At 72.0% G+C, this 25970-nt stretch carries 27 protein-coding genes and 1 pseudogene; 14 read left to right on the top strand and 14 right to left on the bottom strand.

The genetic code is table 11. The annotated features are described in order from the left end of the window. Window positions 1-139 precede the first annotated feature (139 nt). Both PGN05_RS02565 and PGN05_RS02560 read left to right on the top strand, forming a co-directional pair. Complete coding sequence (locus PGN05_RS02565; RefSeq protein ID WP_419750906.1) at window positions 140-1438, top strand: NAD(P)/FAD-dependent oxidoreductase; 1299 nt, start codon at window positions 140-142, stop codon at window positions 1436-1438. Between the two features lies 1 nt (window position 1439). Continuing rightward, window positions 1440-2402, top strand: coding sequence for a sigma-70 family RNA polymerase sigma factor (locus PGN05_RS02560; protein WP_419750905.1), 963 nt, complete (start codon window positions 1440-1442; stop codon window positions 2400-2402). A 256-nt stretch (window positions 2403-2658) separates the two neighbouring features. Here PGN05_RS02560 and PGN05_RS02555 read toward each other — a convergent pair whose 3' ends face one another. Further along, entirely contained in the window at window positions 2659-3666 is a 1008-nt protein-coding gene (locus tag PGN05_RS02555) for a hypothetical protein (RefSeq protein ID WP_419750903.1), read from the bottom strand. Between the two features lie 660 nt (window positions 3667-4326). On the opposite strand from PGN05_RS02555, the gene PGN05_RS02550 reads away from it, so the two are divergent. Beyond that, entirely contained in the window at window positions 4327-5280 is a 954-nt protein-coding gene (locus tag PGN05_RS02550) for an alpha/beta hydrolase (protein ID WP_419750901.1), read from the top strand. A 73-nt stretch (window positions 5281-5353) separates the two neighbouring features. Here the strand turns inward: PGN05_RS02550 and PGN05_RS02545 are convergent, their stop codons facing one another. Then, window positions 5354-5590 carry a hypothetical protein gene (locus PGN05_RS02545; protein ID WP_419750899.1) on the bottom strand — a complete coding sequence of 79 codons (237 nt, stop codon included), beginning with the start codon at window positions 5588-5590 and terminating at the stop codon, window positions 5354-5356. Window positions 5591-5829: 239 nt separating this feature from the next. Between PGN05_RS02545 and PGN05_RS02540 the strand changes: the two genes are divergently transcribed. Further along, window positions 5830-6057, top strand: a complete 228-nt coding sequence (locus tag PGN05_RS02540) for a hypothetical protein (RefSeq protein WP_419750897.1) — start codon at window positions 5830-5832, stop codon at window positions 6055-6057. Between the two features lie 206 nt (window positions 6058-6263). Next, entirely contained in the window at window positions 6264-7586 is a 1323-nt protein-coding gene (locus PGN05_RS02535; protein ID WP_419750895.1) for a PP2C family protein-serine/threonine phosphatase, read from the top strand. A 93-nt stretch (window positions 7587-7679) separates the two neighbouring features. Here PGN05_RS02535 and PGN05_RS02530 read toward each other — a convergent pair whose 3' ends face one another. The 5 genes from PGN05_RS02530 to PGN05_RS02510 all read right to left on the bottom strand — a co-directional run bounded on the left by PGN05_RS02530 (window position 7680) and on the right by PGN05_RS02510 (window position 12651). Then, the gene (locus tag PGN05_RS02530) at window positions 7680-8408 is read right to left on the bottom strand and encodes a dienelactone hydrolase family protein (RefSeq protein ID WP_419750894.1); all 729 of its coding nucleotides are present in this window, start codon (window positions 8406-8408) and stop codon (window positions 7680-7682) included. A gap of 251 nt (window positions 8409-8659) precedes the next feature. Then, entirely contained in the window at window positions 8660-9643 is a 984-nt protein-coding gene (locus PGN05_RS02525) for an ABC transporter substrate-binding protein (RefSeq protein WP_419750892.1), read from the bottom strand. Window positions 9644-9910: 267 nt separating this feature from the next. Further along, window positions 9911-11323 carry a vanillate/3-O-methylgallate O-demethylase gene (gene ligM, locus PGN05_RS02520; RefSeq protein WP_419750891.1) on the bottom strand — a complete coding sequence of 471 codons (1413 nt, stop codon included), beginning with the start codon at window positions 11321-11323 and terminating at the stop codon, window positions 9911-9913. Window positions 11324-11416: 93 nt separating this feature from the next. Then, on the bottom strand, window positions 11417-11791 hold the full coding sequence (locus PGN05_RS02515; RefSeq protein ID WP_419750889.1) for a hypothetical protein: 375 nt from the start codon (window positions 11789-11791) through the stop codon (window positions 11417-11419). Beyond that, a complete protein-coding gene (locus PGN05_RS02510; protein WP_419750887.1) occupies window positions 11788-12651 on the bottom strand; it encodes an extradiol ring-cleavage dioxygenase in 864 nt (287 codons plus the stop codon). Before PGN05_RS02510 ends, PGN05_RS02515 begins: the two co-directional genes overlap by 4 nt. A 272-nt stretch (window positions 12652-12923) precedes the next feature. On the opposite strand from PGN05_RS02510, the pseudogene PGN05_RS02505 reads away from it, so the two are divergent. From PGN05_RS02505 to PGN05_RS02490, 4 genes and pseudogenes are all read left to right on the top strand, one after another. Then, window positions 12924-13124: pseudogene (locus tag PGN05_RS02505) on the top strand (helix-turn-helix domain-containing protein); the annotation flags it as partial. 27 nt (window positions 13125-13151) lie between these two features. Beyond that, complete coding sequence (locus PGN05_RS02500; protein ID WP_419751042.1) at window positions 13152-13715, top strand: IclR family transcriptional regulator; 564 nt, start codon at window positions 13152-13154, stop codon at window positions 13713-13715. Between the two features lie 116 nt (window positions 13716-13831). Then, a complete protein-coding gene (locus tag PGN05_RS02495) occupies window positions 13832-14257 on the top strand; it encodes an SRPBCC family protein (RefSeq protein WP_419750885.1) in 426 nt (141 codons plus the stop codon). Window positions 14258-14353: 96 nt separating this feature from the next. Continuing rightward, complete coding sequence (locus PGN05_RS02490; protein ID WP_419750884.1) at window positions 14354-14812, top strand: SRPBCC family protein; 459 nt, start codon at window positions 14354-14356, stop codon at window positions 14810-14812. 398 nt (window positions 14813-15210) lie between these two features. Here PGN05_RS02490 and PGN05_RS02485 read toward each other — a convergent pair whose 3' ends face one another. Next, complete coding sequence (locus PGN05_RS02485) at window positions 15211-16065, bottom strand: mycofactocin-coupled SDR family oxidoreductase (RefSeq protein ID WP_419750883.1); 855 nt, start codon at window positions 16063-16065, stop codon at window positions 15211-15213. A gap of 37 nt (window positions 16066-16102) precedes the next feature. After that, entirely contained in the window at window positions 16103-16930 is an 828-nt protein-coding gene (locus PGN05_RS02480) for a mycofactocin-coupled SDR family oxidoreductase (protein WP_419750881.1), read from the bottom strand. Between the two features lie 196 nt (window positions 16931-17126). Between PGN05_RS02480 and PGN05_RS02475 the strand changes: the two genes are divergently transcribed. The 4 genes from PGN05_RS02475 to PGN05_RS02460 all read left to right on the top strand — a co-directional run bounded on the left by PGN05_RS02475 (window position 17127) and on the right by PGN05_RS02460 (window position 20705). Next, window positions 17127-17651 (top strand): TetR family transcriptional regulator, encoded by a 525-nt coding sequence (locus tag PGN05_RS02475; RefSeq protein WP_419750880.1) that lies wholly within the window; start codon window positions 17127-17129, stop codon window positions 17649-17651. 163 nt (window positions 17652-17814) lie between these two features. After that, the gene (locus PGN05_RS02470) at window positions 17815-18657 is read left to right on the top strand and encodes a mycofactocin-coupled SDR family oxidoreductase (RefSeq protein WP_419750879.1); all 843 of its coding nucleotides are present in this window, start codon (window positions 17815-17817) and stop codon (window positions 18655-18657) included. A gap of 134 nt (window positions 18658-18791) precedes the next feature. Continuing rightward, window positions 18792-19709 (top strand): AAA family ATPase, encoded by a 918-nt coding sequence (locus PGN05_RS02465; protein ID WP_419750877.1) that lies wholly within the window; start codon window positions 18792-18794, stop codon window positions 19707-19709. A 360-nt stretch (window positions 19710-20069) separates the two neighbouring features. Then, window positions 20070-20705 carry a vWA domain-containing protein gene (locus PGN05_RS02460; protein ID WP_419750876.1) on the top strand — a complete coding sequence of 212 codons (636 nt, stop codon included), beginning with the start codon at window positions 20070-20072 and terminating at the stop codon, window positions 20703-20705. A 323-nt stretch (window positions 20706-21028) separates the two neighbouring features. Here PGN05_RS02460 and PGN05_RS02455 read toward each other — a convergent pair whose 3' ends face one another. Continuing rightward, on the bottom strand, window positions 21029-21406 hold the full coding sequence (locus tag PGN05_RS02455; RefSeq protein WP_419750874.1) for an STAS domain-containing protein: 378 nt from the start codon (window positions 21404-21406) through the stop codon (window positions 21029-21031). Between the two features lie 295 nt (window positions 21407-21701). Here PGN05_RS02455 and PGN05_RS02450 point away from each other — a divergent pair, with 295 nt between their 5' ends. After that, window positions 21702-22259 carry a hypothetical protein gene (locus PGN05_RS02450; protein WP_419750873.1) on the top strand — a complete coding sequence of 186 codons (558 nt, stop codon included), beginning with the start codon at window positions 21702-21704 and terminating at the stop codon, window positions 22257-22259. Window positions 22260-22385: 126 nt separating this feature from the next. Here the strand turns inward: PGN05_RS02450 and PGN05_RS02445 are convergent, their stop codons facing one another. From PGN05_RS02445 to PGN05_RS02430, 4 genes are all read right to left on the bottom strand, one after another. Then, window positions 22386-22775 (bottom strand): hypothetical protein, encoded by a 390-nt coding sequence (locus tag PGN05_RS02445; RefSeq protein WP_419750871.1) that lies wholly within the window; start codon window positions 22773-22775, stop codon window positions 22386-22388. Then, a complete protein-coding gene (locus PGN05_RS02440; protein ID WP_419750869.1) occupies window positions 22748-23059 on the bottom strand; it encodes a hypothetical protein in 312 nt (103 codons plus the stop codon). The genes PGN05_RS02445 and PGN05_RS02440 overlap by 28 nt, the downstream gene beginning before the upstream one ends. A gap of 199 nt (window positions 23060-23258) precedes the next feature. Beyond that, entirely contained in the window at window positions 23259-25478 is a 2220-nt protein-coding gene (katG, locus tag PGN05_RS02435; protein WP_419750867.1) for a catalase/peroxidase HPI, read from the bottom strand. Continuing rightward, window positions 25475-25942, bottom strand: coding sequence for a Fur family transcriptional regulator (locus tag PGN05_RS02430; RefSeq protein ID WP_419750865.1), 468 nt, complete (start codon window positions 25940-25942; stop codon window positions 25475-25477). Before PGN05_RS02430 ends, katG begins: the two co-directional genes overlap by 4 nt. Window positions 25943-25970: the final 28 nt, after the last annotated feature.

Below are 25970 nucleotides of genomic sequence, written 5' to 3'. Positions count from 1 at the left end.
GCATGCAAGCGGAACCCGGAGAGACGCTCGGACCGGCTCGGCTGCTCGATGACGTGGCCCCCGGGCGGCGCCGTGCTGGTCGGACTCGACGGAGCGGTGGTCGGTGTGGCGGTCGCTCAGGGCCGGGCAGCACAGGCTCGTGCGGCTGCGTGACCCATGCCACACGCCGTTCCTGTCAGCAATCGGGGCGCCGTTCCGCTCAACCCACATGGAACAACGGAAGCGACGGGAGCAACACATGAAGCACCGCATCGTCGTCCTCGGCGCCGGGTATGCCGGGGCCTTCACTGCCGGGAACCTGGCCCGCCGGCTGTCCCCGGCGGACACCGAGATCACCGTGGTCAACGCTGAGCCGGAGTTCGTCCAGCGGCTGCGGCTGCACCAGCTCGCGGCGGGACAGCAGATCGCGGCTCCGCACCTCGCCGACGTCTTCGCGGGAACGGGGATACGGCTGCGCCTGGCCCGGGTCACCGCCGTCGACCCCGAGCGTCAGGTCGTCGCCGTTGCCGACTCCGACGGCGGCGGCGAGATCGGCTACGACACCCTGCTCTACACGCTGGGCAGCGCCGTCGCCGACCACGGTGTCCCGGGCGTGGCCGAGCACGCCTTCCACGTCACCAGTCGTCCGGCAGCGCTGCGCCTGCGCGAGCGCCTGGAGGGTCTGAGCGAAGGCGGAGAGGTGCTGGTCGTCGGCGACGGGTGGACCGGCATCGAGACCGCTGCCGAGTTCGCCGAATCCCGGCCTGACCTGTCGGTCTCGCTCGTGGCCCGCGACGAACTGGGCGCGCGGCTCTCGCCGGGGGCGCGTCGCCATCTGCGTCGGGTCTACGACCGGCTGGGTGTCACAGTCGTGGAGCACACCACCATCGAAGCCGTCCAGGCGACGCGGGCCATCGCCGCCGACGGCACCGTCCTCGAGTCCGACGCCACCGTGTGGACCGCCGGATTCGCGGTCAACCCGATCGCCGCCGCCAGCGGGCTGCACGTCGCGGGAAACGGTCAGATCATCGTCGATCGCACCATGCGGTCGGTCTCGCACCCGAACGTCTACGCCGCCGGGGACAGCGTCTACGCCATCGGCGACAACGGCCGGCCGCTCCCGATGTCCTGCGCGTCGGCCGGCTACACCGGTGGGCAGGCCATGGACGCGATCGTGGGACGCCTGACCGGTCGCAAGATCCCGACCACCGAGCTGGTCTACCCGGGCAACCACATCAGCCTCGGACGGCGGGACGGGATCCTGCAGGCGGTCGACGACAAAGGGCGCCCCAAGCCGACGTACGTGGGGGGCCGGAAGGCCGCGCGGATCAAGGCCGGCATCGTCAAGACCTCGCTGTGGGCCACCTCGCACCCGACCTTCGGCCTGCCCAAGCGCAAGCGTCACCTCGCGCCCGCGCCGGAGGCGTTGCTCCGACGAGAAGATCGCGCGGCTGCCTAGCGTGGTCGTACTGGATGCCACCGCCACCGATCGCTTCGACACCGATCGGTTCGAGGCCAGCCGGAGACGGCTGGCCTCGCTGGCGTACCGGCTGCTGGGCTCCGCCGCCGACGCCGAAGACGCCGTGCAGGAGGCGTTCCTGCGCTGGCAGGCCGCCGACCGACAGCGGATCGAGGTGCCGGAAGCATGGCTGACCAAGGTCGTCACCAACCTGTGCCTCGACCGACTCCGCTCGGCACAGACCCGCCGCGAACGCACCGTCGGCGCCTGGCTGCCCGAACCGCTCCTCGACGGCGACCCGATGCTCGGCCCGGCCGACACGTTCGAACAGCGCGAATCGGTCTCCCTGGCCGTGCTGACTCTCATGGAGCGCCTGTCACCCCACGAACGCGCCGTCTACCTGCTGAGCGAAGCGTTCTCCTACAGCCACGGCGAGATCGCCGAGATCCTCGACATCACCGAGTCCGCGAGCCAGCAGCACCTCCACCGGGCCCGGCGCCGCATCACCGCCGCGCGTCGGGGGCGCGACGACGTCGACCCGGCGTACGCCCGCAGGATCGTCGAGGAGTTCCTCGCCGCTGCCTCCTCGGGCCGCACCGAGCGGCTGGTCGCGCTCCTCACCGACGACGCGACCGCGATCTCCGACGGCGCCGGCCTGACCGAGACGCTTCTGCAGTACGACACTCCACGGCGCATCGCGGCCGTCATGCGGGCGGGCTTGCAACCCACGCCCGCGAAGCGACGACTGGCCGGTGGCACGCCTGCCATCCACTACGCGCTCGTCAACGGCGCACCCGCGATCCTCTTCGTGCTCGGTGACCAGGTTCTCGGCGCAGTGGGGTTCGACATCACCAACGGCAAGATCGCAACAGTGCGTGGCATCGCCGCCCCCACCCGCCTCGTCCGCCTCGCCGAGGCCTGGCGGCAGCACGATCCGGACACGCCGCTCATCGCCCAGTGGTGACCTGAGACTGGACGCGGCCGGGCGCAGGACGCGCTGCGCTCAACCACTCCTGCGGAAGGCGCAAGCCGCACACGGACAGCGGGATCGTCGGAGCACTGGCCAACCGCGGAGCCGCGCGAGGGCGAGCGTGCGGCCCGTTCGGCGGCGACGATGTCGGTGCTCCTCCAGGCGTAGGAGCAGCGGACGGCTCACCCGGAGCTCAACGTGCCCGTCCGGTTTCCGGTGATCGCCGATGGCATGGTGAGTGGGGTTGAGGTCACCCCTGCTCACCTCCGACCTGCGCCCGGAGTGTCGTCGTCGGTCTCCGCAGGGAAGCGACGAGGAGGACCAGCCCGAGCACGATCCACGCGCCGAGCACGAGGAGGGCGTGCTGGGAGCCGGCTCCCTCGAAGAAGGCTGCGGAGCGGATGACCGTTCCTGCCGCACCGATGGGTAGGAGCTGACCGATGTCACCCCAGGGTTGCGGCAGCCAGCCCGGCCCGGTGGCGAGTGCAGAGAGGGGGTTGGCCACGAAGACCATGGTCAGGGCGCCGATCGCGATGCCGGCGTACCCCAGCAGTGACTCGAGCCCGAGGACGGTGAGGGAGATCGCGGCGATGCCGAGCCCCACCCCAGCCGCGGTGCCCCAGTAGGTTCCGTCGATGGCTCCGAGCCAGTACTGGAGGATGGCTGTCGTGGCCAGCCCGGTCAGGGCGGAGAAGGCAACCGAGCCGGCGACTCGCAGTCCCCTTCGACGGCGGGAGAGTGTCGTGAGCAGTACGGCCGAGATCGTGCCACCGATCGCGAGCGGAAGGGCCAGCGCGGCGATGCCGGCCCCGGTCGGGTCGTCGTCGGTGAGTGGTACGACGTCGGTGTAGGTCACCTCCAGCCCCTCGGCCGCCAGACCGTTGCCGATGTCGTGCAGCAGCGTGGCGTACGGCACGCCTGCGGCAGAGGCGGTTCTGACCTCGACTCCCTCGCGGGTGATCGAGATCCCGCCCACGGCATCGCGATTCTCGATCGCATCGGTGACCTCGTCGCCATGGGCATGGACCGCTACCTCGAAGCCGTGCGGCCTCTTCTCGTCCAGGGCGTCCTGCAGCCGACTGACAGCTGGAGCCGGTCCCGAGACCGCCAGCGGCAGGTCGTGGGGACCGGAGTTCATCGGGGGCGCGGAGAAGGCCAACAGCATGAGGCAGATCGCGGCGGCCAGGGCGACCACCACGCCGATGATCACGGTGGGCCGAGCCGAGGCCTCGGTGTCCGTGCCGGAGCGTCCGATCATGGGTTCCTCCAGGTGGCCGAGCCGGCTACGCGTGCCACTGGCACCGAGCCGGCTCGAAACGGTCGAAGCGTTCGGTCAGCGAGCGGCAAGCACCTCGTGCGCCTCGATCTGCGCAGGGGATCGACGGCCACCGGTACGAGCCCGGTGTGCAGGAGACGAGACAGCGCGGCCTCCTGTGACCTCCTCGTGTGCGTGCGACCGCTGGGACTCGATCGTGGACGTCTCGGGTGCCGGCAGGGTCCCGTCACCGGTAGCGCAGCCGATTCGGTCGCCCGAGGCGCTGTGTCGGTCCCTCGAGATCACGAGCAACGAGCCAGGGTGTCCGCGAGGGCGGCTCCAGTGAGGCTGAAGCGGTCGGGCCGGATCGCGCACCGCCGCGGACCGGTCGTCGTCGAGGCGGTGGACCCACTCCGGGCGTGAGCGGCACCAGGCGTCGCGAGCCGCGGGCACGGCTGGTCTCGAGGGACGAAGAGCACTGGTGCCGGCCAGGACGGGCCCAGGACGATCCGCGCGAGGACCCCGGCGGCAGCAGTGCGACGCCGACCTGACCGGCAGCCACCGCGGCAGGACGGTCCCGAGGCGCAGGAGGTCGAGCTGCTCAGGCCCTCGTCAGCTCCCAGCACTCCCTGACTCATCCACTCCGACCGGAGGAGACTCGTCATGGCATCGACGTCCGAGCGGGAGATCCGGCAGATCGAGGCCGCCAACGCCTCCGGCGACACCCCGGTCGTCTTCATCCACGGCCTCTGGCTGCTGCCGAGCAGCTGGGCCAACTGGGCGGATCTCTTCCGGCAGGCCGGGTACGCACCGCTCACGCCGGACTGGCCGGACGATCCGGACACGATCGAAGCCGCCCGGGCGGAGCCGGAGATCCTCGCCGGGAAGTCCCTGAGGCAGATCGCCGATCACACCACCGAGGTCATCGAGGCCCTGGACAGGAAGCCGGCCCTCATCGGGCACTCGACCGGGGGTCTGCTGGCGCAGATGCTCGCGGGCCGGGGCCTCTCGGCGGCCACGGTGGCGATCGACCCCGGGATCTTCCGCGGCGTCCTGCCGCTGCCGGCCGCCACGCTCCGGTCGGCGGGCCCGTTCCTGATCGACCCGCGCACCCGCGGCCGGGCGCTCACGCTCACGTTCGACCAGTTCAGGTACAGCTGGGCGAACGCGCTCGACGCGGAGGAGGCGAGGGAGCTCTACGACAGGTACCACGTCGCCGGCTCCGGGCTCTCGCTCGTGCAGATGGGCAACGCGAACCTGAATCCGCGGACGGAGGCGAAGGTCGACACGAAGAACCCCGACCGCGGTCCGCTGCTGATCATCGAGGGCGAGAAGGACCACACGGTGCCGTGGGCGATCGCGCACGCCACCTACAAGCGGCAGCGGCGCAACCCCGCCGTGACGGGGATCGTGAGGATGCCGAACCGCGGCCATGCCCTCACGATCGACCACGGCTGGCGCGAGGTCGCCCGGACGGCGCTGGACTTCGTCGAGCGGTTCGCCCCGAGCGGTCGGGCACCGACGACGTCGGTGCCCAGAGCGCGCGACGCCTCGGCGGACTCCGGGCTCCCCAGCGGCGCACCCGCCGCGGAGACCGGGCGCACGTCCGGACAGTAGCCGCGTCCTCTCGAAGGGCGACCTCGTCGTCGGTGAGCCCACCGGCTCGGGCGACCACTGCCTCCGCTCACCGTCACACGGTGATCCGCTCGCACTCCTCGCACCGCGGAACTGCCCACGCGGCTCGCCACTCCATGTCCGCGATCGCCGTGACCAGCACGCCGCAGATCGACGCTGCCAGGCCGTCCACGACGGGCCGGGCCACCGCATGGGCCACGTTGACCAGGCGGTTGAGGTCCCGGCCGTCCCGCAACGGATCACGCTCGAGGGACGCAACATGGGTGCCGGTCACGTACAGGCTGGCCGTCATGCCACGAGAGTCGGCCCGCCAGATGTCGGCAGCGCAAACTCCAGGCGGCGATCTGGCCATGGGGTCGGTGTGTCGCAGCGTGTCGCTCGTGTCCCGGCTGACCCGTTCCCTGGAACTGCGAGTGACCGAGGTCCGGCTGGACGCGATGGCGGAGATGTTCGTCCGGGACTGCTCCCGGCGGGAGACCCGCCTGGTGGCCAACGAGCCGGATGCGCCACGAGCGGTATCGGGTGCTGCGGATGACGAGATCCAGTGTCCCGGATGCGCTGGCAGCGCTGCTGCTGCACGTCCGGGACGAGACGAAGCGGGGCCTGCACATGTTCGTCGAGTGGACCGAGGGCGATCCGCTGACCGACCTGCTGCGGTTCGTCTTCACCGGCGCGGGGGAGGTCGCCCCGGTGACGCGGGAGGTGCTCCGGGAGGCCGAACCCGACCGCACGCGCCGTCCGCGGGTGCACGTCGGCTGAGAGCCGTGGCTCGGCGGCGTCGTCGGCGGCGCCGGCGTCCGGCCCCCGAGTGCACGTTCTCGCTCAGCAGGTGGGCGGCGGTGTGCCGGCCTCGTGCAACCGGACGTGTCGGACCCACCCCGGCGGGTGCTGGAACTGGGCAGCCGCAGGCCCGTAGGGTGCCTGCTCGTCGGGCACGCCGGAGCTCGGGACGGGACGGAGGGATCGTGACCGACGCCGCCACGGGCGGTCTCCCGTCGACCGGACCCTGCGCTCGGCCGCCCGACGACCGCGATCGGCTCGCCCTCCTCGCCGAGGTCAGCGACGCGATGATCCGCAGTCTCGACACCGGAGAGACGGCCGACCGACTGGCGCGGCTGGCGGTGCCGCGACTGGCCGACTGGGCGACGGTGACCGTGCTCGGCGACGACGGCGGGGCGCCGCGGACGGCGCGCGCGCACCGTGATCCTCAGCGTCTCGAGGACCTCGACACCTATCTCAACGGGCGCCCGAGCGGAGCGCGGGACCGCCCGGCGCTGATGACGAGGCTGCTCAACGGCCGGCCGGTGCAGCTGACCAGCGCGGACCCGGAGCTCAGCGGTCCGGCGCCGTCCAGCGAGCCGGTCCGGGCCGCCTGGGAGCGGCTGGCCGTCAGCTCGGTCGTGCTCCTGCCGCTGATCGTCCACGGCGAGACCATCGGTGCCCTGTCGCTCGCCAACGCCGGCGACCGGCCGCCGCACACCGCGGCTGAGGTCGAGACGGCCATGGAGGTCGCTCGTCGAGGCGGACTGGCGCTGGACAACGCCCGGCTCTACGGCCGCCAGCTGAAGGTCGCCGAGACGTTGCAGCGGAGCCTGCTGACCCCGCCGCCGCACACCGACGACCTCGACATCGCCGTCCGCTACCGGCCGGCGAGCCGGCACACGCTCGTCGGTGGGGACTTCTACGACGCCTTCCTCCAGCCGGATGGCGCGATGTCGTTGGTCGTCGGCGACGTCGTCGGGCACTCCGTCGACGCGACGGCGGCCATGTCGGAGCTGCGCAGCACCGTGCGCGCCCTCGCGTACGACCACGGCGACGGTCCGGGCTCGACCCTGCAGCGCACCGACCGGGCGCTGACGGGGCTGGGCTTCGGCACGCTGGCCACGGTGCTGGTCGCCTCCCTCGAGCAGCCCCCGCCCTCGGGTGCCGTCCGGCGGTGGGCGCTGCGCTGGTCCTCGGCCGGTCATCCGCCCCCGCTGCTGCTGCGGGAGCGAGGCGGCGTGGAGGTGTTGGAACGCCCAGCCGAACGCCTCCTGGGCACCGGCGTCCCCACCGGGCGCAGCGACCACCTGCTGGACCTGCGCCGCGGGGACACGGTGGTGCTCTACACCGACGGGCTGCTCGAGCACCAGCGCACCGGCATCGACGAGGGGCTGCGGCGGCTGTCCGCCGTGCTCGCCGGTCTCGCGGGCCGCTCCGCCGCCGAGGTGTGCGACGAGGTCCTCGACCGGGTGGTCACCGGGCCGGCCGACGACGACGTCGCACTGCTCGTCGTCAGACCCCGCTGACCCGCTCGATGACGCGGCGGGGGGTGTCGCAGCGCGTCCGCCCCCGTGCCGCTCGCCGAACGGATCGTTCGGCGCGGGTCGTGAGCGCGCAGGTCACTGCGCCAGGTGGCGTCCGAAGAAGTCGAGGATCCGGCGGCGGGCGTCCTGGGCCGAGGGGTCGTGGTACGGGTTCCCGGTGAGGCGGAACTGCACGGCGAAGAGCGCCGGCAGGTCGGCGGGATCGTGGTCGTTCAGGAACGAGTGCCCGGCGTCGGGATAGGTCTTCACGTCGTGGTCGACACCGACCGCGGCCAGGATCCGCGAGAGCCGGTCGCCGGCGCCCCGGTTGCCCGGGTCCTTGGCGCCGTAGCTGCCGACGACCGGGCACGCGCCGGTAAGGACCTCCTCGCTGTACACCTTCTTCGAGACGGGCCCGTAGTTGACGCTGGCGGCGTCGAACCGGTGCTCGGCCGCCAGCAACAGGGCGAAGCCACCGCCCAGGCAGAAGCCGATCACACCGACCCGGCCGGTGCAGGCGGGCCGCTCGGCCAGCCAGCGGCCGGTCGCCTCGATGTCCGCGAAGGTCGGGCCCCGACGGCGCCAGGTCTCGCGCATCATCCGGATCATGCACGTCGGGCGCCGGTTGCCGCGGAAGAGGTCCGGGGCAACGGCGAGGTAACCGGCGCCCGCCAGCCAGTCGGCCTGCTCGCGCAGGTCGGAGCTCATGCCCACGAGGTCGTGCAGGACCACCACGCCGGGCCACGGGCCCGACCCCGTGGGCGTGGCGAGATGGCCGGGCAGGGGTCCGCCGGGCGCCGGGATGCTCACGTCGCTGGCCGTCATGCGTGGTCCTCCCCGTGGCGTGGGCGCGGTCCGGGCCACTCTGGCGCGGACCGCGATCGGCCGCCAGGGCTCCGGCGCCCGACGACCTCCGTGCCGGGCAGCCCGAACTGGGCGGACGACGGCGCGGCGCGGCGCCTGTCGACCAGTGCGGCGCCCACCTCCGCCGATGCCGGGCGACCGACGACGTACGGACCGGGGGACCCACCGACAGAGGCGCAGCCGGAGGTCCTCCGGTCGCGCCTCCGTCGTGACTACTGGAGGACGAGCGAGGTCAGGTCGACTTCCTCCAGGTCCGGCGGCCCGTACGTGCGGGTCAGGGTCTGCACCGTCTCCAGACCGCTCACGTCGATGTCGTCCGACCACGTCGACAGGCCGATCCTGTCCACGATCTCCGGCGGGATCTGCGTGAACGTCGGGATGGCCGCACGTGCCTCGTCGGGGTTGCTGTTGGAGAACTCGTTCGCCTGCGTGATCGCCCGGTTGAAGCGAGCCAACACGTCCTCGTTCTCGCTCGCATACGGGTCGGTCGAGATCCAGTGGCCCGTGGGGAGGCTGGGCGCCGCGGCGTAGAACGCGTCGAAGATGGCCCGGCCCGCACCGGACGACGTGACCTGCGTGTAGAACGGCTCGGACGCCGAGATGACGTCCACGTTCCCGGTGGCCAGCGCTGCCGGCTGGTCCGGCGGCGGGATCTCCACGAACTCGACCGATCCCGGGTCGACACCGGCGTTCTCCAGCGCCGCCGAGATGGTGACCTCGAGGATGTTCCCGACGGTGTTGACCGCGATCTTCTTCCCTGCCAGGTCCTCGATGCTCTGGATCGGGCTGTCGCCCGCCACCACCATCGGCTGGCCGGTCATCGCGTCGGCGGAGTCCGGACCGACGGTCCCGGGGGCGACGATCTTGATGGGCAGGCCCTGGGCGGCGGCGATGATGGTGCCGGGGGTGGAAGACCAGCCCACGTCGACCTCACCGGCGCTGAGCGCGGTGATCACCTGCGCGCCGCCGCCTTGCTCCACGGGTTCGATGCTCAGGCCCTCCTCCTCGAAGAAGCCCTGCTCCATGCCCACGTAGAGCGGGGCGAGGTTGGCGATGGGGAACACGCCCACCCTGAGGGTGACGACACCCGATGAGGCGGTCGCCGACGGCTCGGCGTCCGACCCGCATCCGACGAGCAGTGAAGCGGTCACCGCGGCGAGCGCCGCGCTGACCGTGAGACGTGGGTGTTGCCGCATCGCGGTCTCCTTGTCGATGAGGTGCAGGGGTGGGGCAGGGGCGGAGGATCGAGTTCCTGGCGGGACCGGCTGCTCGGAGGTGTCGCCGTCGACTGCCGACTCGGGCAGCCGGGTGCCGGAGCGATCGGCCGGCCACGCGTTCAGGTCGGCGGTGTCGGTCGGGACGTCGACGTCGCCGTGCTCCCGCGCCGGGCTGCGGCACGCCGGCGTGGGGTCGGAGAACCCCGGTCGCCCTCGATCCGGTGTGCCGCAGGCGGGCACGAGAGGTCAGAGCACGGTGTCCGAGCTCCGCCAACCGCCCTGGTACTCGCTGCGGACGACGGCCGAGTACGGCGACGGGCTGACCACCACCCGCACCGTCGTCTGCTCGTGACGCTCGACGTTGAGCTTGCGCGTCCCGCCGTCGGGCTCGCCCCAGACGAGCTCCAGTTCCGCGCCGTCGGGCACGTCGCGGTCCACCACGCCCGTGGAGAGGACGCGGCGCTCGTTGTAGGACAGGGCGACGTTGAGGAGGGAGAGCCCCACCAGCTTGCCCACTCCGTCGAGCACGCTGTCGTACTGCGACTGCCCGTAGTTGCCCAGCGGGAGCTCGAGGTACTTGTACTGGGGGCCGTCGACGTTGACGACCGACCCGAGGATGCGGGTCACGTCCTCGGCGTTCCAGGCGAAGGTGACCTTGCGGCGGAACGTCTCGGGGTCGTGAGCCTCGAGTGCCTCCCGGCCGATGAAGTCGTGGTCGAACTTGACGAAGGAGCCGTACCGGAGGTCCCAGGGGGTGAGGTAGTAGTCCTCGACCGACTCACGGGCGTACGAGCCGGCGAGCGGGAGGCGTCCTTCGTAGCTGTCGGCCGGCAGCCATTCGCGGTAGTCGCGCAGCCGGTCGCCGGTGTACACCGCCGGCAGCGGCGAGGGGATCCAGCCCGATTCGACGGCCGAGGTGGGGTAGGCGCGGGCGCCGACCGGCACGATGCCGTACTCCTGCCCGGCCTCCAGGATCGCCTCCCGCACCTGCAGGTACGACTCGTACGGCCCCCAGATCTCCAGACCCGGTGCACCGGCCATCCCGTGCCGCAGCGACCGGGCACGCACGCCGCCGATGCTGATCCAGGCCTCGCGGAAGAACTTGATCTCCTCGACCGGACCGCCGTTGATCTTCTCGATGACCTCCCAGGCCCGCGGCCCCTGGATCTGCACGCGCCAGTACCGTCGCGTGACCTGCCGGCCGAGCGGGTACTCGGATGAGCGCCGGTCGACGTCGACGTCCACGTCGTAGCCGCCCTTCTCGGCGTTGAACAGCAGCCAGTTCGCCGCCGGGGAGCGGCCGACGTACATGAAGTCGTCGTCGCCCTCCCGGTGGATGATGCCGTCGCCGACCACGTGCCCGTCGTGGTTGACGGCGACGTACTGCTTGGCCGAGTCCACGGGGAAGCTGGGTGTCGTCACCGAGGTCTCGCTGATGAGCCGGTGCGCGTCGCGGCCCCGGATGTACAGCGCGTCCATGTGGTGCGTCTGGTCGAAGAGCACGACGCCCTGGCGCCAGGCCAGCGACTCGTCCCGCCAGTTGTGGAACTCCGGCTGGACGACGGGGTGCGAGATGTACGGCAGGGCCGTGGAGTTGCGGAGCATCCCGACGACGTCGCCGTGCTCGTCGATCTTGTCCTGCAGGGTCTTGGCGGTCATGTGGTCCTCTGCTTCATCTGGGGTCGGGACGTCGGCGCAGCGCCGGACGCCGATGTGTCGGGCCGGGTGGATGGGTGGGTGGGGACGCGCCGGTCAGGGCCGGATGTCGGGGTGGTTCCTGCCGCGCCAGTGCGCGAGGTCGGCCGCGAACTCCCGCTGGTAGGCCAGCGGGCCGCTCCTGGCCTCGTAGTCCTTCTCGTGCATCCCGACGAAGACCTGCAGCGTCGGGAACCAGTGGGCGCCGAGTTCGAAGAGCGCGACATGGTCCTGTTCCTCGAGCGCGCGGCGCTCCTCGTCGGTGAAGCACAGCCAGGTGGTGCGTTCGACGGTCGCGTTCTTGTCGAGCCACCGGCCGTGGTCCTCCTCCCATCGCGCCAGAGCCGCGACGGGGTCGGCCTTGTACGCGGCGAGCAGCTCGGGGGAGCGATCGGCCTGGAAGAGGAACTTGTTGACGTAGTACCTGCTCACCGCGGGTCCCCTCCCGGGTACCAGGTGAAGAACGCCTCGGTCGTCTGGAAGAGCTCGAGGTGGTCGGCGTAGTGCGCCTTGCCGCGGCCGGCCACACCGAGCATGAGGACGAGGTCGAGGAAGCCGTCCGTGGCATTGCCGGCCGCCTCGAGGACCTGTGGCGTGACGTGCTCGAGGATGGCGTCGATGTCTCCGTCGGCCAGCCACTCGACCGCCCGGCGGTCGAACTCGAGATCGGGCGCGGTGTCCTGGAACTGGCGGGGGCCACCGATCTCCAGGGAGAGGTGCCCGGTGCCGATGACCGCGACGCGCTGGTCGCTGGGGTACGCCTCGACGATCTCCCGGATGGCCTCGCCGAGGGCGTAGAAGCGGGCGGGGCTGGCCAGCGGGGGAGCGAAGATGTTGGTGTAGATCGGCACGATGGGCAGGTCGCCCTCCGGCCGGACCGCGACGATCGCGCAGGTGATCGAGTGGTCGAGTTTGAGTTCGTGGCTGACGGCAAAGTCGAAGCCGCGGTCGATGAGCCCCTGCAGCATGTAGCCGGAGAGATCCTCGTGGCCGTCCAGGACGAACGTCGGCAGCCCGAAGTACCGCTCCTCGTTGTGCCAGGTGGCGTCGTACGTCGGCTGCTTGCCGATGAGGAAGGTCGGGTAGTTGTCGTAGAACAGCTGGTGGAAGTGGTCGGCGCCCACCATGACCAGCACGTCAGGCCGTGCTGCGGTCAGGGTCTCGCGGTAGGCCTCGACCTTCCGCTTCCACTCGGCTGCCTCAGGACGTCGCCTCTCCGGCGGCGTCAGTTCGGTCTCCCGGTAGAAGAACGGATGGTGCGTGGTGGCCAGGACGGCACTGACGACTGCCATGGTCTCTCCTTCGCCGTGACTTGCTGGTGGGGCCGCCGGAGCGGTGCTGCCGGGTTCGGCGCCGGTCGCGGGCGGCGGAGTCCTCGGTTGCCGACCGGGTCAGGCCCCGACCTCGCCGGGGCGCTGATCCGCAGCGCCTCCAGCGATCAGCCGGCGCGCTGCCGGACGGGGAGAGCTTCGGTGAAGCGGCTCACACCGTGTGAGGCACAATCCCGATCAATGGCCCGCAATCTCCAGGCGCCGCCGGACGACACCCAGCTCGAGGTCGCTCGATGACGTCGCCTCAGCCTCCGGCCCGGCGGGGTCGCCGCCCGCCGCACGGTGACCCGGTCCTCGACCGGGGGCTGGCGCTGCTCGCCGCCTTCGACCGGGACCACCCTCGGCTCAACCTCCTCGAACTGAGTCGGCGTAGCGGGATCCCCAAGAGCTCAGCTGCCCGCCTGGCCGGTCGACTCGTCAGCTGGGGCGCGCTCGAGCGGGATGAGGACGGCCGCTTCACCGTGGGACTGCGCCTGCTGCGAGTCGCCTCCCTCGCGCCCAGGGGCCAGGGGCTGCGAGAGATCGCCCTGCCGTTCATGGGTGACCTCGCCGAGTCGGTCCACCAGCACGTCCTGCTCGTCGTCCGAGACGGGGAGGAAGGCGTTCTGGTGGACAGGATCTCGTCCCACCGAGCCCTGACACCGCTCTACCACCCGGGGGACCGGCTCCCCCTGTACTCGACCGGTGCCGGCCTCGTTCTCCTCGCTCACGCCCCGGTGGAAGTGCAGGAGGCGATCCTGTCTCGGAACCTCGTGCAGGAGCCCGAGATGGTGCCGGTGCCCTCCGCGGCGCTGAGGCGGACCCTCGCCGGCGTGCGCCAGAACCGGACCGCCACGCTGAGACGCGCCAGTCCCGTACCGATGGTCTCCGTCGCCGCGCCGATCGTGACACCGGCCGACCGCGTGGTCGCGGCGTTGTCCGTGGTCGTCCCGGAGGCTCGCATCGACGCGCGACGACTCGGCGGCGCGGTCACCACCGCCGCGAGAGGCATCTCCCGGGTCCTGTCGGAACGGGGGCACGCCTGAGGAGCTCGTGGGGAGTTCGTCACCGCGGCCGCGTACGGCCGCGTCGCCGTCACAGCGGCGGACGCCTCGACCGGGCTCCGGTCGGCGCTCTTTGACCCCCGTTCGAGGATGACCCGGTGGAGCAGAGCACCAGTATCGACGTCGGGGCCCCGGTCGAGCAGGTCTGGCAGGTGCTGCGCGAGGTCGAGCGGTGGCCGGAGTGGGCGCCGACGGTGACCTCGGTGCGGCGCCTGGACGACGGGCCGCTCGCCGTCGGTTCCCGGGTCCGGGTCGAGCAACCCCGGATCCCTGCGACCGAGTACGTGGTGACCTCGCTCGAGCCGGGCCGCTCGTTCACCTGGGTGGCCACCGGCCCGGGTGTTCGCACCACCGCACGACATGTGCTCGCGGACCTGGGCGCCGGTGGCACGCGCGTGACCCTGGCGGTGGAGCAGGCCGGGCCCGTGGGGGCGGTCATGGGACGGTTCTATCGCCGCCTCACCGATCGCTACCTGACCGCCGAGGCCGAGGGGATCAAGGCCAGGAGCGAAGGACGGGTGTGACCCCGGGCGCGTGCGAGCCGCCACCGGCCCAACCGCCCTCGTCGGGCCATCGCGTGCTCCGGCCGCCATCGGCTGCGCTCGTGTTTCGATGTCGGCATGTCCGGCGACGAGGAGTTCCTGCGCATCGCCAGCGCGAGCCGCGAGATCGCGGCCGACGCGGGGCGGATCTTCGAGCTGATCGCTGACCCGGCTCACCAGCCTCGCTGGGACGGGAACGACAACCTGGCCGAGGCTCCCAGCGGGCAGCGCGTCCGGGCGGTCGGTGAGGTGTTCACCATGACCCTCAGACAGGGCAGCGTCCGGGAGAACCATGTGGTCGAGTTCGAGGAGGGCCGGCGGATCGCCTGGCGACCCGCGGAGCCGGGCGGAGAGCCGCCAGGACACGTGTGGCTGTGGGAGCTCCAACCGATCGACTCGTCGCGGACGCGCGTGACCCACACCTACGACTGGACCCGCTTGACCGATGAGCAGCGCTTCGCCCGTGCCCGGGCGACGACGACGGAGCGGCTCGAGGCCTCCCTCGCCCGGCTCGCGGCTCTCGCCGAGCGCGAGTGACTCACTGACCTCCCATCTGTCACGACGGGACAGGTTGGTCCTGACCGGGACTTCCTCGACGTGGGGGAGACGTTCCCGCGGGAATGCCGTCAAGGACCCAGGCTCGACGACGTTCCGCAGGACGTGCCCGGACGGCGGGGGACGAGCCCTCGGCGTGCGTGGTCGAGCAGTGGCCCCGACCTGGTAGTCCCACGAACGCGGTCCGGGTCGGTTTCGGCCGCGGAGGTGATGGTGCCGGCGTCCGCGAGCCGCGGGGCGACGACGGCCGCCGCGCTCGCCGCAGGCCGGCCCGGGCCGCCGTTCGCCCGGGCGTGCAGCAGTTGCCCGTGCGACGGTTCGCGAGGGACCACCTGTGCCGCCTCGCTCCCGGCGCGGCGGGAGCGGAGCGGCACAGGGTGTCACCGCACCGGGGCGGTGTTGATCCCGGGGAGGATCATGTGCCCGGCGTCGACGGGGATCGTGACGCCGGTGACCTTCGCCGCCAGGTCGGAGTTGAGGTAGAGCGCCGTGTCGGCGATGACCTGGGGGGACATGAACGTCGTCCCCTTGAGGGCGCGGAACGAGTAGCCGCCCTCGAGCATGTCCGCCTCGGTGCCGCCCTCGTGGCCGGCGAACATGTCCCAGGCGCCCTGGTGATCGGTCATGGGCGTCTTGATGGCGCCGGGGTGTACGGAGTTGCACCGGATGCCGTGCGGTGCCAGCTCGAGGGCGATGTTCTTCATGAGCCCGACGACGGCGTGCTTGGCGGACACGTAGTGCGCGTAGTTCATCCCCGGCTCCAGGCCGTTGATGGAGGAGGTGATGACGATCGAGCCGGTCTGTCGCTCGATCATGTGCGGAGCGACGGCCTTGGCGGACTTCCAGACGCCGGTGAGGTTGACGCCGATCATCTCGTCCCAGGACTGCTCGGACAGTTCCCAGAACGCGCCCTGGGTCCAGATGCCGGCGTTGGCGATGAGGATGTCGATCTGGCCGAACTCGGCCAGCCCGCGGCGGACCGCCTCGTCCAGCTGTTCCTGGGAGCGCACGTCCGCGGTCACCGCGAGCGCGCGGCGGTCGAGGGCCTCCACCTGGCGGACCGTCTCGTCCAGGTCTCCCTGGGTGGCCATCTTGTAGGGGACGGTCTCCAGTTGGTCGGCGATGTCGACCACGATGACGTCGGCGCCCTCGCGGGCGCAGGTGAGCGCGTGCGCCCGGCCCTGGCCGCGCGCGCCGCCCGTGATCAGAGCGACCTTGCCGTCGAGCATGCCCATGGTTGTTCCTCCTCGTGTCAGCGGTGGGTGGGGTGGCTCAGAGCTGGCCACCGGCGTCCACCACGTGGGTGGTGCCGGTGACGTAGCGGCCGTCGTCGGAGACGAGGTAGAGGACGGCGTTGGAGATGTCGACCGCGTCGATGGCCGGGACGGGCATCTTGTTCAGGGTCAGTGCGGCTTCCTCGAAGTCCGCCCGGGTCGGGTCCTCCAGGTCGGGGCGGAACAGCCGGTACGTCGGCTTGTTCAGGATCATGTCGGTGGCCACCGTGGTGGGGTGGATGGTGTTGACCCGGATGTTCTGCGGCCCCAGCTCCTTGGCCATGACCTTCGCCAGCATCACCAGGCCGGCCTTGGCCGCGGAGTAGTGCGCGGTGTTCGGGTTGGCGTAGATCGCGGCCAGGGAGCTGGTGATCACCACCGAGCCACCGCGACCGCCGGCGACGATGTGCGGGACCGAGGCGCGGACGGTCTTCCACACGCCGGTGAGGTTGACGTCGATCATCGTGGACCAGGTGTCCTCGTCCATCTCGAGTGTCGAGGCGGGCGTGGAGATGCCGGCGTTGGCGAGCACGATGTCGAGGCGGCCGAGCTGGGCCACGCCCTCTTCCACCGCCGTCGTCAGCCCGGCGAGGTCGCGGACATCGACCTCGGCCGCGACGATCCGCCGGTCGAGGGCCTCGACCTGGCGGACGGTCTCGGCCAGGTCGTCGGGCGTCGCCGTCGCGTAGGGGACCGTGTCCACCTGCTTGCAGACGTCGACGGCGATGATGTCGGCGCCCTCCTCCGCCAGCCGGAGCGCGTGGCTGCGGCCCTGCCCACGTGCGGCTCCGGTGATGAAGGCGACCTTGCCCTCGACCCTTCCCATGGGGACTCCTCTCGCGGCCATCGACCCCGGTGGCCGACTGTGACCTGCACCGCACGTTATGGCACTCGGTGCCACAAGTGAAGAGGCGGGCGGTGCACGGATCGGGCAGGCTGCCGGAGTGGTGCAGCGGGGGAGAGGGGCGACCGGTGACCGTGGCGGCAGACCGGCGGTCACGAGCGCCCACGAGCTCGCCGCGGTGGCCCAGCGCCTGTTCATCGCTCGCGGGTTCGACGAGGTGAGCATCGACGACATCGCGGTCGCTGCCGGGATCGGGCGGCGCACGTTCTTCCGGTACTTCCCGACGAAGGCCGACGTCTGCTTCGCCGACTCGCCGACCGAACTCGCTCGCCTCCGGGAGGCACTGGCGTCCGCCGCCCCCCGTGAGCCCTACCGTCCGGCTGTCGTCCGCGCCGTCCTGGCCGCCCTCCACTTCCCTCCGGAGGACCGGGAGTGGGCCTGGCAGCGGGCGCAGTTGGTGCTCGGCGAGCCGGTCCTCCAGGCCCACGCGACCCGGATCTACGCGCAGTGGCGGTCGGCGGCCGCCGAGTTCGCGGCCGCGCGACCGCACGACGACGACGTGTTCCCGGTGGCCGTCGGGCACGCGGTGCTGGCCGCGACACTGGCGGCGCACGAGTACTGGATCGCGCACCCGGGCAGCGACCTGGCCGGCGCGCTGGCCCGCATGCTCGACCTCCTGCTCCCGCCGGAGCCGCCGGTCTGACGGGGTCGGACCGCTCGGCTTGTCATGTGGCACCGGGTGCCATTACCGTCGCAGCCCGGGTGTGAGCCAGGTCGCAGTTCGCAGCACGCACGGCACCGGCCGAGCTCCGGCGGCGTGATCGGGCCACCCCGACCCGTCAGGTCGGTCGATCGAGAGGAACACCGTGCCAGGTCGAGTGGAGGGCAAGGTCGCCTTCATCACCGGCGCGGCGCGCGGCCAGGGCCGCAGCCACGCCGTCCGGCTCGCGCAGGAGGGCGCCGACATCATCGCCGTCGACCTCTGCGCCGAGGTCGACAGCGTCACGCCGTTCTACGCGGGGGCGACCGAGGAGGACCTCGCCGAGACGGTCCGCCAGGTCGAGGCGCTCGACCGGCGGATCGTCGCCCAGGTTGCCGACGTCCGGGACATCGACGGCCTGACCGCCGCGGTCGAGGCAGGGGTGGCCCAGCTGGGCCGGTTGGACGCCGTGGTGGCCAACGCCGGCATCTTCACCTTCGGCACCGCGACCCACCTGGTCCCCGAGCAGTCCTGGCAGGACCTGATGGACATCAACATCACGGGGGTCTGGCACACGATCAAGGCGGCGACGCCGCACCTCCTGGCCAGTGGCCCCGGCGGCTCGGTCACCATCATCAGCTCACTGGCCGGCTTCAAGGGCCTGGCCAACGTGGCGGCGTACACGACGACCAAGCACGGCGTCGTCGGGCTGATGAAGGTGCTCGCGAACGAGTTCGGCCCGCACGGCATCCGGGTCAACACGATCCACCCGAACGCCATCGAGACCGACATGGTCACCAACGAGACGACGTACAAGCTCTTCCGGCCCGATCTGGACCACCCCACCCGGGAGGACGCGGAGCCGTCGTTCGCCGGGCTCAACCCCTTCGGGATCCCCTTCATCGAGCCGGTGCACGTGTCCCACGCCGTGCTGTTCCTCGCCTCGGACGAGGCTCGCTACGTCTCCGGCACGCAGCTGTCGGTCGACGCCGGAGCGGCCGTCGTCTGACCCGTCGTCCGCCGTCGTCCGACGTCCACACCGAGGAGCAGACCCTGGCCGAGAACCGCACCCACCGCTCGCACGGCGCGGGGGACGATCCGCTGGTCACCGGACGGCGGGTCACCGGAGACGACGGTGCCTCCGTGCGCCAGGTGCGCCGCCGCGTCGCCCGGCACCTGGTCGGCCGCGCCCGCGAGCTGGACCTGCTGCTCGCCGCGGTCGCCGCGGGCCGGGACGTCCTGCTCGAGGGTCCGCCGGGGACGTCGAAGTCGACGCTGCTGCGTTCCCTCACCGCCGAGTGGGACGTGCCGCTGGTGTTCGTCGAGGGCAACGCCGACCTCACCCCCACCCGGCTCGTCGGCCACCACGACCCGGCGCGGGTGCTCCGCGAGGACTACACGCCGGACAACTTCGTCCCCGGCCCCCTCGTCGAGGCCATGCGCACGGGCGGGTTCCTCTACGTCGAGGAGTTCAACCGCGCGCCGGAGGACACGCTGAACACGCTGCTGACCGCGATGGCCGAGCGGCGGATCGCCGTGCCCCGGGTGGGCACGGTGGAGGCGCTGCCCACCTTCCGGCTCGTCGCATCGATGAACCCCTACGACACCATCGGCACGACCCGGCTCTCCACCTCCGTGCACGACCGGATGGTCCGGCTGGCCATCGGGTACCAGGACGCGGAGGCCGAGCGCGGCATCGTCGGCCGCCGCACCGGACTGGAGTCCCCGCGGCTGCTCGCCGACGCGGTGGCGCTGACCCGTGCCACGCGGGTCCGGGACGACGTCCGGCAGGGCAGCAGCGTGCGCGGTGCCATCGACCTCGCCCTGGTCGCGGCTCAGCTGGCCGCGATGCGCGAGGTCCCCCTGCCGGACGAGCCCTCCGTCGAACCGCCGCGCGGACTGCCGGAGGAGTACACCGACGTCGTCCTCGACGCGCTGCTGGTGGCGCTGTCCGGCCGGATCTTCCTCGACGAGACCGTGGAGACCACGCCCGAAGCGGTGCTCAGGGAGATCTGGGAGGACCACTTCCTGCTGCAGCCCTCGGTGGCCGAGCCCGGTTGAAGAGCGATCGGGGCCGACTCCCCGATCACTCGCCGCCGCGGGGCGGGGGGCACGCAGCGGGGACTCACTCCGCTGCGCCGCAAGCCCAAGCAGCTGACGGAGCAGCCCTCGCTCTACCAGCCGGCGCCCGGCGGCGCAGGTCTCGCGCTGTCCTCGGGGAACCGGCGGCGCGACCGGGCCCCCGCGCCGCGGCCCGGGGGGACGGCCTCCGGAACGACTGACGAGCCGGCTGCCCTCATCCCGCTGGCCGACCTCGCCGCCGAGTCCGCGGCCGATCAGGAGACCCGGCAGCGCGCGCGGGTGATCGCCCGGCGGTTGTCCGTGCCGCGACCGCCGCGGGACCACCGACCCCGCCGCGGGGTGGGGGAGCTGACCAGCCTGCCGTGGGCCGGGGGCTCGGACGAGCTCGACCTCGAGCGGACGCTGGACCTGCTCGCCGGCAAGCCCTTCCCCGAGGAGCGCGACATCGTCGTCCGCGAGCGGGTGCGCCAGCGCCGCTCGGTCGTCCTCGTCGTCGACGTCTCCGGCTCCATGAGGGGCGAGCGGGTGCGGACGGCCGCCGCCACGGTCGGCGCCCTCGCCGGCGAGCTGGCCCGCGACCGGGTCGCCGTCGTCGCCTTCTGGTCCGACGCCGCCGTCCTGGTGCGCCTCGGCGAGCAGGTCGCCCCGCTCACCGTGCTGGACCTGCTGCTCCGCGTGCCCGCGCAGGGGCTCACCAACCTGACCTTCACCCTCGAGACGGCCGCGAAGCAACTCGCTGCCGTACCGGCCCGCGACGCCCGCGTGCTGCTGCTCAGCGACTGCGTGCACAACGCCGGTCCCGATCCGCGGCCGATCGCGGCCCGCCTCCCGCGCCTGGACGTGCTGCTGGACGTCTCGGGGGAGAAGGACGTCGACCTGGGCCGCGACCTCGCCCGCCTCGGCCGGGGCCGACTCCGGCTGGTCCGGGACCACCGGGACGTGGCCGCGGCGCTGGGCGCGGTGTTCGACCGGTGAGGGTCCGCGCACCGTGCGGACGCCGTCAGGAGCCCGCCGCCTCGATGTGAGGAGCAATTCACATCAGGGGGCGCCCGCAGTCCGCCCCGGTCGTGGGCTGCGGCCGTGAGCAGCGACCCGTCGATCGTGCCGCCGGCGCTGCAGGCCCGCAGCCGGGTGACCCAGGACCGGATCTTCGTCGCCGGCACCCGACTGCTCGAAGAAGGCGGGCCGATCACCAGTGGACGAAGGGCTGGCTCCGATCCCCGGGGACGCCTGCAGCCGGCCGGGCCCCGCCGTCGACTGCGGTCGCCGGAGGTGTGCCCACGCGCCGGGCTGAAGGACTACCGCGGGTCGCCGCTGATGGTGAAGACGGCGCGCAGCCCGGTGACCTCCAGCGGCCGGATCACCGGACGGGTGGTGGCGATCAGCCGCAGCACGATGCCGCGCGAGTCGGCTGACTTCTGCGTCTGCACGAGCAGGGCCAGACCGGCCGAGCCGAGGAACCTGACCCCGCGCAGGTCGAGCACCAGCTCGGGGGGCCGCCGCTCCAGTTCGGCGTCCACTGCCGACCGCAGCGTCGGGGCGGTGAAGGTGTCCACCTCCCCGGCGACCGACACGGTGACCGCGCCGTCCCGGCCGGTCCGGAGGGTCAGGGTCATCGCCTCATCGCCGAGCGCCTCGTCCGCGCTGGTCCTGGTGGGCAGGTCGGATGCGGTCACCGACGACGCTCCTCTCCCGGCGGGGATCGGGGATCGCGGCGGCGGGGGCCGCCGGGGTGTCCGCCGCCGCACGGTGGTTCTTCCGCAGTGCCGCACCATCTGGATGCAGGGTCGGACGGCGCCAACGGCGAGCGTCCCGTGGGTACGCCGGCCGCCATGCCCGGGTGCCGATCTCGTGTCGTTCGGTGCTCTCGCCAGTGGGGAGGGTGATGCCCGGCCGCGTGTCCCGAGTCCACGCCACGACACGCGAGGTCGTGCCGGAGGTCGGCCCGCCGGTCGCGGATTCTCGGTCGCCATGACGGTCAGGCGTGGATTCCGCGAGGGCGAGATCCCAGTTGTCACGGCGGTGACCCGGCTGGACTTCCTGAGCCGGCGGGACAGCGCGGCGGCGCTCCAGCGCCCCGCCGTCCGACCTTCGCATTCCTGGACCGACCACCTGCGCGGCCAGGTCGAAGCGCTGGACTCCGAAGAGTCCCTGGAGCTGCTCGACCTCGGCGTTCTCGTCGCTCGCCAGGCCTATGACGCGCAGCACCGGGGCATCCGCGCCGCGCTGCGCGCCGGAGCGGCGTGGGAGCGGATCGGCGCGGTGCTCAGCACCACGCCGCTGACGGCGTGGAACAGCCACCAGCGGTGGATCGAAGAGCAGATCGAGCTCTTCGAGCTCACCGGCCAGGACGGGCTGGACGACGTCGGTGCAGTAGAGGCGCTGCAGCTGGCCGGCGAGCCTCCTGTCGGCCTGCGGTACGCCGCGCGCAGCACCGGGCCGAATCCGGGGTCCGACCCCAGCCGTCAGGGGCGGCCTTCCCTCGCCGCGGGGAGAGGAGATCAGCGCCGCGGTCGACTGCCATCGTGACGACTTCGGGCACCGTCGGCCGATGGTGGCGCGATATCGAGCCCGACGCTCAGCCGTGCACTGCAGTCGAGCGGGCGAGCCACCGGCCGAGCCCGACGAGGAGCGCAGGCCCGAGGAGGGCGCCCGTCAGGAGCGAGCCACGTCGTACACGACTGCAGAACGGGTGAGTGCCGAGACGGTGCTGACCACCAACCCCAGGGCGACCACCCTGGCGAGGAGCCTGAGCCGGTGACCCAGGTGGACGGCGAGCCCCGCCAGGCCTGCGGCCAAGGTGAGGAAGGCTGCGTGCTCGAGGTGGTCGGCGAGGTCGGTGATCGCCTCGGAGGTGCGCCCGACCGCGATGATGTCCGCGGGCGGCTCGGCCGTGAAGCCGGTGTCCCGCCACAGGCCCAGCTGACTCAGGTAGACGAGGTCGGCCAGCCCCTTGAGCAACGCACCCACGGAGAAGACCAGCGCCCAGGACTCGAGGCCGGCCTGGCCGTCGCCTCTCAGGCGGACGAAGGCGCGGGCGAGCACGATCGGGCGATGGCCGCGATCGGCCCGGCAACGTCTCTCAGGGCGATGTTCCAGGCGACGTCGTGTTGCCGTTCCGCGACTCCCACGAAGAACGCGGCGAGATCCTCGTCTCGGCCGGCGCCGGTCTCTCGGAACGGGGGACCGCCCGGCAGGATCCCGACCGCGTCGATGAGGAACAGCAGCGTCTGAGCGAACAGCGTCGCGGCACTGACGGCACCGGCGAGCAGAGCCACCCGTCCCCACTTCTGGCGGGACTCCCTGAGTTCCCCTTCGTCCACCGCCATGAGCGGTTCCTCCCGGGACCCGGCGCTCGGCCTCGACGGGCGCTCTGAGGCAGCATCACCCTGCCCCGGCTTCGGGCCAGTGGCGAGGACTCCAGAGCTCCTTGACGGGGGAACACGCAGAGTCCGTTGAGGGGAACCCCTCGACGCGCGGCCGCCCCGGCCCGCGGGATGCGGGCCGGGGCGTCCGGACAGGTGGCGTCTACCGCAGGTCGTAGCGGTCGAGCTCCATGACCTTGACCCAGGCCGCGACGAAGTCCTGGACGAACTTCTCCTTCGCGTCGTCGGCCGAGTAGACCTCGACGATGCCGCGCAGGATCGAGTTCGAGTTGAACACCAGGTCGGCCGCGGTGGCGGTGCGCACGACGTTGCCGCCGGCGTCCAGCCCCTCGTAGACGCCCTCGGTGGCGACCGAGGTGCGCCATGAGATGCCCAGGTCGAGCAGGTTGCGGAAGAAGTCCTGCGACAGCACGCCCGGGCGGTCAGTGAAGACGCCGTGCTCCGCACCGCCGGTGTTGGCGCCGAGCACCCGCAGGCCGCCGACGAGCAGGGTCATCTCCTTGGCGGTGAGCTCCAGCATGTATGCCCGGTCCACCAGGAGCGTCTCCGGCTCGAGCTTGCTGCCCGGCGCGAGCCAGTTGCGGAAACCGTCGGCCCGCGGCTCGAGCCAGCGGAAGTTGTCGACGTCGGTCTGCTCCTGCGACGCATCGGTGCGACCGGGGCTGAACGGCACGGTCACCTGCACGCCGGCGTCCGCCGCGGCCTTCTCCACCGCCGCGCTGCCGCCGAGCACGATCAGGTCGGCGAGCGAGACCTTCCTGCCGGTCTGCTGCTCGAACTCGCCCTTCAGCCGCTCGAGCACCGGCAGCACGTCCCGGACGCCCTCGTTGACCGCCCAGTTGATCTGCGGCTCGAGGCGCAACCGCGCGCCGTTGGCACCGCCGCGCTTGTCCGTGCCGCGGTAGGACGCGGCGGCGGACCAGGCCGTGTGCACCAGCTGCGAGACGGTCAGCCCCGAGGCGAGCAGCCGCTGCTTGAGGTCGGCGATCTCCGCCTCGCCCACGAGCTCGTGGTCCACGGCCGGGAGCGGGTCCTGCCAGATGAGGTCCTCGGCGGGCACGTCCGGGCCGAGGTAGCGGACCTTGGGACCCATGTCGCGGTGCAGCAGCTTGAACCAGGCGCGGGCGTACTGGTCGGCGAAGTACTCCGGGTCGTTCCGGAAGCGCTCCGCGTACGCGCGGAGCTCGGGGTCGACCTTGAGGGCCATGTCGGCCGTGGACATCATCGGCGGGTTCTTCTTGCCCTCGATGTGCGCGTCGGGGACGAGCTCCTGCGCCTCGGGGTTCGCCGGCTGCCACTGCTTGGCTCCGGCCGGGCTCTCGACGAGCTCCCAGTCGTAGCCGAACAGCGTCTCCCAGTAGGTGTTGTCCCAGGTCGTCGGCGTCGGGGTCCAGGCGCCCTCGAGGCCGCTCGTGATCGTGTCGGCGCCCTTGCCGGTGCCGTGCTGGCTGATCCAGCCGAGGCCGTTGCCGTGCACGGGGCAGCCCTCGGGCTCTGGGCCGACCAGCTCGGGGTTGCCCGCGCCGTGTGTCTTGCCGAAGGTGTGCCCGCCGGCGATGAGGGCGACGGTCTCCTCGTCGGTCATGCCCATCCGGCGGAAGGTCACCTTGATGTCGTGGCCGGAGGCGAGCGGGTCGGGCTGGCCCTTCGGACCCTCGGGGTTGACGTAGATCAGCCCCATGGTCACGTTCGCGAGCGGGCCCTCGTCGAGGTCGAGCGGAGTGTCGTCGGCGTAGCGCTCGTCGCCGAGCCAGGTGTCCTCCGGCCCCCAGAAGACCTCCCCGGGCTGCCAGTTGTCCTCGCGGCCGAAGGCGAAGCCGAAGGTCTTCAGGCCCATGTCGTCGTGGGCGACATTGCCGGCGAGCAGCAGCAGGTCGGCCCAGGACAGCGCGCGGCCGTACTTCTGCTTGACCGGCAGCAGCAGCCGGCGGGCCTTGTCCAGGTTGGCGTTGTCCGGCCAGCTGTTCAGCGGGGCGAAGCGCTGCCCGCCCTCGCCGCCACCGCCCCGGCCGTCCGCGATGCGGTAGGTCCCGGATGCGTGCCACGACATGCGGATGAACAGCGGGCCGTAGTGACCCCAGTCGGCCGGCCACCAGTCCTGCGAGGTGCGCATGACGTCGACGAGGTCGCGCTTGACCGCCTCGACGTCCAGCGTGGCGACCGCGGCCCGGTAGTCGAAGTCCGCGCCGAGCGGGTCGGAGTCCTTCGAGGGCTTGTTCAGCACCGACAGGTCGACCTGGTTGGGCCACCAGTCCCGGTTGCTCTGCGGTCGCCGGTTGGTGACCTGGGTCGGCGAGGGGATCGCCGGGTTCTCGCTCTCGCTGGTGCTCTCGCTCTGGTTCTTGTCGATCTCGTTGGTCACGACGTGCCTCTCTGTGCGCTGCGGAGGGAGGGGGCGGGAGGAGGGCTCGCTGCGCAGGACGGGCAGCGACCCCAGAACAGGACCTCAGCCTCGTCGATGACGAAGCCGGCCTCGGAGGAGGGGATCAGGCAGGGAGCGGCGCCGACCGTGCAGTCGACGTCGGCTATGGCCCCGCAGTCGCGGCAGACCAGGTGGTGGTGGTTGTCGCCGACACGCGCCTCGTAGCGGGCGTCGGAGCCCTCCGGCTGGATTCGCCGCACGAGGCCGGAGTCCTCGAGCACACGGAGCACGTCGTACACCGCCTGGTGCGACACCGCACCGAGCCGGGCACGCGCCGCGCTGATCAGCGCCTTGGTGTCGAGGTGCGGCTGCGCGTGGACGGCGTCCAGCACTGCGAGGCGCGGCCGGGTGACCCGCAGACCCGCCGCGCGCAGTACCCGCTCGAGGTCGGCTGCGTCCGGCACAGCCCCATCCTGGAATCTTCTCTAGAAC

The sequence above is a fragment of the Geodermatophilus sp. CPCC 206100 genome, assembly GCF_048569675.1.
Taxonomy (GTDB): Bacteria; Actinomycetota; Actinomycetes; order Mycobacteriales; family Geodermatophilaceae; genus Geodermatophilus.
The sequence above is the reverse complement of the archived record's forward strand: the minus strand, read 5'-3'. Positions and strand labels throughout refer to the sequence as shown.

What these genes read in the sequence shown, in the direction of transcription:
- ligM (WP_419750891.1), bottom strand. Translation starts at nt 11,323, where the DNA reads ATGACCGCCAAGACCCTGCAGGACAAGATCGACGAGCACGGCGACGTC.
- PGN05_RS02490 (WP_419750884.1), top strand. Translation starts at nt 14,354, where the DNA reads ATGTCCGGCGACGAGGAGTTCCTGCGCATCGCCAGCGCGAGCCGCGAG.
- PGN05_RS02485 (WP_419750883.1), bottom strand. Translation starts at nt 16,065, where the DNA reads ATGGGCATGCTCGACGGCAAGGTCGCTCTGATCACGGGCGGCGCGCGC.
- PGN05_RS02510 (WP_419750887.1), bottom strand. Translation starts at nt 12,651, where the DNA reads ATGGCAGTCGTCAGTGCCGTCCTGGCCACCACGCACCATCCGTTCTTC.
- PGN05_RS02555 (WP_419750903.1), bottom strand. Translation starts at nt 3,666, where the DNA reads ATGATCGGACGCTCCGGCACGGACACCGAGGCCTCGGCTCGGCCCACC.
- PGN05_RS02545 (WP_419750899.1), bottom strand. Translation starts at nt 5,590, where the DNA reads ATGACGGCCAGCCTGTACGTGACCGGCACCCATGTTGCGTCCCTCGAG.
- PGN05_RS02550 (WP_419750901.1), top strand. Translation starts at nt 4,327, where the DNA reads ATGGCATCGACGTCCGAGCGGGAGATCCGGCAGATCGAGGCCGCCAAC.
- PGN05_RS02540 (WP_419750897.1), top strand. Translation starts at nt 5,830, where the DNA reads ATGACGAGATCCAGTGTCCCGGATGCGCTGGCAGCGCTGCTGCTGCAC.
- PGN05_RS02440 (WP_419750869.1), bottom strand. Translation starts at nt 23,059, where the DNA reads ATGGCGGTGGACGAAGGGGAACTCAGGGAGTCCCGCCAGAAGTGGGGA.
- PGN05_RS02525 (WP_419750892.1), bottom strand. Translation starts at nt 9,643, where the DNA reads ATGCGGCAACACCCACGTCTCACGGTCAGCGCGGCGCTCGCCGCGGTG.
- PGN05_RS02530 (WP_419750894.1), bottom strand. Translation starts at nt 8,408, where the DNA reads ATGACGGCCAGCGACGTGAGCATCCCGGCGCCCGGCGGACCCCTGCCC.
- PGN05_RS02450 (WP_419750873.1), top strand. Translation starts at nt 21,702, where the DNA reads ATGACGGTCAGGCGTGGATTCCGCGAGGGCGAGATCCCAGTTGTCACG.
- PGN05_RS02480 (WP_419750881.1), bottom strand. Translation starts at nt 16,930, where the DNA reads ATGGGAAGGGTCGAGGGCAAGGTCGCCTTCATCACCGGAGCCGCACGT.